Raw genomic sequence first — 4695 nt, 5'->3', positions numbered from 1 at the left:
TCGTCTGCGGTGGACTGGGTGAAGTTGGCGGGGTTGGAGGAGACGGTGCTGGTGCGGTGGCTGGGGCCGCAGACGTGTCTTTATGAGGATCGGGATTCGTTTGTGACGACGCCGACGAATATGGCGTCGATTCATAACGCGGCGAATTTTGTGGCGGGGGCGGTGTTTTTGAAGCGGTGGCCGGAGCAGGCGGCGGCGTTGGCTCAGGTGTCGTTGAAGTCCATCCAGCCTGCGCTGCAGATGATCACTGCCGACGGCGGGACCCAGGAGGGGCCGGGGTACTGGAATTACCAGAGCAGGGCTGTGGCGGTGTTGTATTCGACGCTGGCCAATGCGTATCGAAGTGTTCCGGTGGCGATGCCGTCACTGGCGAAGGTTTCGGGGTATGCGTTGAACAGCACCAGCCCGGACGGGCTGCCCACCCCGTTTGGGGATGCGCTCCCGCAGGAGTTGAGTGCGCTGATGCCGGCGTGGGACGCGCGGGTGCGGGGTGATGCGGGGGTCGCGGCGTGGGTGGCTGGACGGTTCGCGCAGAAACCGGACGCGTATCTGATGTGGTGGCGGATTGCGCCGGGTGCTTTGCCTGCGAAGCTGACCTCGGTGTATCCGCAGACCGGGTTTGCGGCATTGCACGTGCCCGGGAGCACGGCGACGTTGAAGGGCGGGTCGAACGTCTTGACCCACGCGCACCTGGACCTGGGCACGGTGTCGTTCTTCCGCAGGGGGATTCAGTGGGCGGTGGATCCGGGCATGATGCCGAGCAGTACCTCGGGGTACTACTCGGCGCTGCAGCGTTACACCTACTGGAAGCCGGGGACCTCGGCGCACTCCACGCTCACGATCCCGGGGGTGAACCAACCTGTCACGGCATCTGCGGCGATCAAAGCAGTGTCGACAATCGCGGCGTCGGTGGATTTGCGGCAGGCTCTGCCGGGTACCAGTACCGCGACGAGGACCGTGACCCACGGTAGTACGAGCATGGTCATCAAGGACGTCATCCGGGCTGCCACTGCCAAAGACTTGACCTGGCAGTGGGTTACCGATGCGAGTGTGAGTATCGGGACGAACCGGGCGGTGTTGCGGCGTGACGGGCAGGCGATCACGATCGTTTTCAGCGGAGTCCCGGCCGGATCCGCCCTTACCGCGGTCCCGGCACCGGATACCGGCCCTGACGGCAAGGCCTTGACCATCCTCAAACTCACCATGCCCCAGATCACCGCACTGGACCTCACCGCAACCGCCTACTAGACGCCATCTACCTCCCCGCCGCGAGCTTCCGAGGCTGCCCCGCTACGTGGCCGGAGGCCGCGCAGCACCAAGAACCCGCCGGCCGAGCCCAGGCCCAGGGCACCGACGATCCCCAGGGCCAGCCCGGCGTCGGACTGCCCCACCATGTTCGACGGCGAGACGGCCGCGGCGCTCGAATACAGCGTCCCCGTGCCTTCCGCGATCCGGGCGTTTCCGTCTGCCAGCTTGTCCGCCCCGGTGGAAAGCTGTGAGGAGCCGGATGCCAGTTTGGTGTTGCCGGCCGAAAGCTCGGAGGCGCCGGAGGCGAGGGCCAGGGAGCCGTTGAGCAGGCCAGGGTTGGCGGGATCAGCGGGATCGCCCTTGATGCCGGCATTCAGCGCTACCGTCCCGTCAGCAAGCCGGGAACTGCCGTCGGTCATCCGGGCGGCCGCTTTGATCAGGCCCGGGTGTTCCGGGTCACCCGGTACGCCGTCCATGCCTGTCCGGATCTTCGACGTTCCGTCGGCCAGCAGTTCGGTGCCGAGCACCACGCCGGGGCTGCTGGGGTCCCGGCTGTTGAGCTTGCCTGCGAGGGTCCCGAAACCGGCCGTCAGCTTCCCCGTCCCGGCGTGCAGCTGGCCTGCGCCATCCTGCAGGCGGCCCGCTCCGGCCTGCAGCTGGGATGCGCCGGCGTCAAGCTTCTTCGCCCCGGCCGCGATTTTGGCGATCTTGTCCTTGACCACGGCCAGAGGCACCAGGCCCTGCGCCGGATCCGAGGCGGCCGCCTGCAAGAGTTCGAGGGCCTGCGCCAGGGCGGCAGTCCCGGTCCCGGCTTCGGGGTCATTGTTGGCGCCACGGTAGCCCTTGAGCTGGACCGTCCCGGCCGCGAGTTCACCGGACCCCGATGCCAGCCGGGCCGCGCCCGCCTCAAGCTGCGTGGCGCCGTCGGCCAGGTTGTTCTCCGCATTGCCGGCGGCGGTCGGAGTCAGGGCAGCCGAGAGCTGCACGGCTCCAGCGGCAAGCTTGTGGGCGCCGTCGTCGACCTTGTAGACGCCGGGGGCGAGTTTGTTGTTGACATCTGTTTCTATCTTCACGGCCCCCGTGGCCAGCAGGTCCGCGCCGGCCTGAAGCTTCTCGGCGCCCGGGGCCAGCTTCTGGCTGATCCCGTCCCGGACCTTTTCGGCACCGGCGGAGAGCTTGCCTGCACCGGTGTCTGCGAGGCCGGCACCCGTGGCGAGCTTCCCGGCGCCGTCTTTCAGCTGCGAGGCGCCGGCGGAGGCTTGCCCCGCGCCCTCCTTGAGCCGGGCTGAACCGTCCGTAATCCGGCCGGTGACGAGGGTGTAGAACCCCAGCAGGGCAATCAGCAGCAGGGCAAGGGTGGCGATGGCGATCTGTTGGGCACGGGTGCGGGTCTTGTTGATGGCGGCACGACTCTGTGTCACAGATGGTTCCTCTCGACGGCGTTGCCGGCAGCGGCTTTGCTGCCAGCCCCCAAACTGTGATGCAGCTAACATCCGGAAATGCCCGCGTAGCTGCCCTCAGCGATGTGGGGGAGGGTGGTTACTCGTTGGTAACTTACCGAGCGTAAACTTGTGGGGTCGGATTGGCAAGGGTTCTATGGATGCGACGTGCGCGCCCCGGAGTCGCGGCGCCGTTCTGCAGGCGTCGGTGTGGCCGATTTGTGCGAAGGAAAACTCTCGGGTAAAGTAATTACTCGTGCTGAGGCGCCGGGAGCGCGGGTTTCGACCCAAGGATCCGGCCCGAAAGTTCCATTGGGATATGGTGTAATTGGCAACACTACGGTTTCTGGTACCGTCATTCTAGGTTCGAGTCCTGGTATCCCAGCTCTGAAAAATCCGCGAATTTCCGCGGCTGATCAGGGGTTTTGAACCGGTTCGCCGATTTGAAACACTTGCTGAGTGTATGAAATAATCGCTTAGCGCGGACGGCAGAAATGCTGTTCTGGAGAGTACGCGGCCCCATCGTATAGCGGCCTAGTACGCTGCCCTCTCACGGCGGTAACGCGGGTTCGAATCCCGCTGGGGTCACAAATGAAACGGTCCCGGGCATCAGCCCGGGGCCGTTTTTCGTTGTCCGGTGGGCCGGGCAGTGGGTTCACGTATTCAGGTGGCGTAGCGAGTCACCCCGAGTCTGCGCCGGATTCGTGTTCGATTCTCCCCGGCATGTTTCATGCCCCTAGACTAAGCCGAATGAAGGTTTTGGTTACCGGCGGAGCCGGTTATATTGGGTCGCACACTACGCTTTCGCTGCTGGAGCTTGGCCACGATGTCGTGGTTCTGGACAACCTGTGCAATTCCAGCGCAGAGTCGCTGCGACGGGTCCAGGAGATCTCGGGAAGGAACGTCGAGTTCCGGCAGGTTGACCTACTGGACGTCGAAGCGCTGGACGCGGTGCTCGCAGAATTTCAATTCGACGCTGTCATTCATTTTGCTGGGCTGAAGGCGGTGGGCGAGTCCGTTGAGAATCCCCTGGCGTATTACCAGAACAACGTCGTTGGAACGCTGAATCTACTCCACGGGATGGACCGCGCCGGCGTCCGGACCCTGGTGTTCAGCTCTTCGGCCACCGTCTACGGCGCTTCGGAGCAAGTCCCCTTGCACGAAGACGAGCCGCTGAACGCCACCAATCCGTACGGCCGCACTAAAGAACAGATTGAAGACATCCTCACCGATCTGGGTGCCGCCGACCCGCGCTGGCGGGTTGCCTTACTCCGTTACTTTAATCCGGCTGGCGCCCACGCGTCCGGTCGCATCGGCGAAGACCCGCGGGGCGTGCCGAACAACCTTCTGCCGTTCGTCGCCCAAGTCGCTGTCGATCGCCGAGAGAAGGTCACAGTCTTCGGCGCTGACTACCCGACGCCAGACGGCACCGGAATCCGCGACTACATCCACGTCGTGGATCTTGCCGTGGGCCACATTGCTGCGCTGGAATTTCTGACCAGCCGTAACGGTGTCTTCCGCTGGAACCTCGGTACTGGCCGTGGGTCTTCGGTATTGGAGGTCATAGAAGCGTTCAGCGAAGCGGCAGGAAAGAAGATCAAGTACGAATTCGCTGACCGGCGCCCGGGCGATGCGGCCATCAGTTACGCAGACCCTGCTGCGGCCCAGGATGAGCTCGGTTGGTCGGCAGACAAAACCTTGGCTCAGATGTGTGAGGATCAATGGCGCTGGCAGCGAAAGAACCCTCTCGGATACTCCGAGGTCGGATAGTCGAACTGGCATGATGATGCGGTGAGCTCCGACCAAACTCCCGGCCATGCCGTTGAACTGCTGGAAGCCGTCCACCGCGACCTGGCTGCAACCGTGCTGCCGCTGGCCCTGCCCGGCGCGGACGAGGCCCGGGGTGACATCCGCCACGCCCTCTCCCAGCTCGAGGACTACATCCTGCCGCGCTACCGCAGCCTCGACGCGCCGCTCCTCGCCGTCGTCGGCGGTTCCACCGGTGCTG

The 4695-nt window shown here is 64.7% G+C and carries 3 protein-coding genes, 2 tRNA genes and 1 pseudogene; 5 read left to right on the top strand and 1 reads right to left on the bottom strand.

Features of this window, described 5'->3' with window-relative positions:
• On the top strand, positions 1 to 1248 hold a 1248-nt coding region (locus tag K789_RS0113325; RefSeq protein WP_157835695.1), incomplete at its 5' end, for a heparinase II/III domain-containing protein.
• Here K789_RS0113325 and K789_RS0113320 read toward each other — a convergent pair.
• On the bottom strand, positions 1245 to 2669 hold the full coding sequence (locus K789_RS0113320) for a hypothetical protein (RefSeq protein WP_024367180.1): 1425 nt from the start codon (positions 2667 to 2669) through the stop codon (positions 1245 to 1247). The genes K789_RS0113325 and K789_RS0113320 overlap by 4 nt on opposite strands.
• A gap of 331 nt (positions 2670 to 3000) precedes the next feature.
• On the opposite strand from K789_RS0113320, the gene K789_RS0113315 reads away from it, so the two are divergent.
• The 4 genes and pseudogenes from K789_RS0113315 to K789_RS23100 form a co-directional block, all read left to right on the top strand.
• Positions 3001 to 3072 (top strand) — tRNA-Gln (locus tag K789_RS0113315).
• 130 nt (positions 3073 to 3202) lie between these two features.
• Positions 3203 to 3275, top strand: a tRNA-Glu gene (locus K789_RS0113310).
• A 162-nt stretch (positions 3276 to 3437) separates the two neighbouring features.
• Positions 3438 to 4457 (top strand): UDP-glucose 4-epimerase GalE, encoded by a 1020-nt coding sequence (gene galE, locus K789_RS0113305; RefSeq protein ID WP_024367179.1) that lies wholly within the window; start codon positions 3438 to 3440, stop codon positions 4455 to 4457.
• A gap of 21 nt (positions 4458 to 4478) precedes the next feature.
• Positions 4479 to 4695 (top strand): annotated as a pseudogene (locus tag K789_RS23100) (ABC transporter); the annotation flags it as partial.

This window comes from Arthrobacter sp. TB 26, assembly GCF_000427315.1.
Classification (GTDB): Bacteria; Actinomycetota; Actinomycetes; order Actinomycetales; family Micrococcaceae; genus Arthrobacter.
Note: the sequence above shows the minus strand (reverse complement) of the source record. Positions and strands in the feature narration are given on the sequence as shown.

Coding starts and splice junctions, on each gene's coding strand:
- galE (WP_024367179.1), top strand. CDS start 3,438: ATGAAGGTTTTGGTTACCGGCGGAGCCGGTTATATTGGGTCGCACACT.